Genomic DNA, 917 nt, shown 5'->3' with positions numbered 1-917 from the left:
TTGCCACAAAATGAGCAATAAACCATCATATCATTTTTCCTATTTGTAGGCATGATTTCCTTCCATTCTAATTTATCATTCTATCTAAAATAAGGTCATATAAAAAGCGTGGACACTATTGACCAGATTGGTAAAAGCATTCAACCAGAGTAAGGCAGACAGTCCATAGCGCTTCTTACGAAAAGCCTGTGCTCCAGTCAAAATACAGATCACACACAAAAAAGCTGTAAAAAATCCAAATATACTGCGCTCCATTAGACTTCCTTTCTCTTTCGGTATTGGATGGTGAAATCATAGTTGTTTTTCTCATCTCGCTCATAAGATTTGCTTGCGACTGTCTCAAAAAGAGACAAGTCAAAATCCTCAGGGAAATAGGTGTCTCCCTCCACCTGAGCATGAATCTGTGTCACGATGATTTCATCTAAATAGGGCTCAAAAGCCTGAAAAATCTGTTTTCCGCCAATGATATAGAGATTTTTTCCCTGACTCTGATACCACGCTAAAACAGACTCCACATCTTGAAATACGAGCGCCCCATCTATGACTTCTTCGCTATTGCGCGTTAAAATCAAGGTTTGCCGTTTTGGAAGCAGACGACGTCCCATGCCATCAAAGGTCACTCGACCCATCAGTATAGCATGATTTAAAGTTGTTTCCTTAAAATGTTGCAACTCTGCTGGCAAATGCCAAGGGAGACGATTTTCTTTCCCAATCACACCTTTTTCATCTTGGGCCCAAATGGCTATGATTTTCTTTGTCATGCTTCCGTCCTTTTTATTGATACTACTATTTTATCAAAATTCTCCCAAAAAGGCTGTTTTGAAACGCGCGCAAAAGAGAGAAAAGGAGCAGGCTTCATTCAGCCTGCTCCTATCGTCCCTAGGACATATATTTTTTTGCTTCTGATTCGATTTTTT

General features: G+C 39.7%; 1 protein-coding gene. It reads right to left on the bottom strand.

The features are described from left to right. Window positions 1-254: 254 nt before the first annotated feature. The gene (locus tag GMD4S_RS09480; RefSeq protein ID WP_000162314.1) at window positions 255-761 is read right to left on the bottom strand and encodes a dihydrofolate reductase; all 507 of its coding nucleotides are present in this window, start codon (window positions 759-761) and stop codon (window positions 255-257) included. Window positions 762-917: the final 156 nt, after the last annotated feature.

The sequence above is a fragment of the Streptococcus sp. GMD4S genome (assembly GCF_000296955.1).
This window is presented reverse-complemented; position numbering and strand designations above follow the sequence as displayed.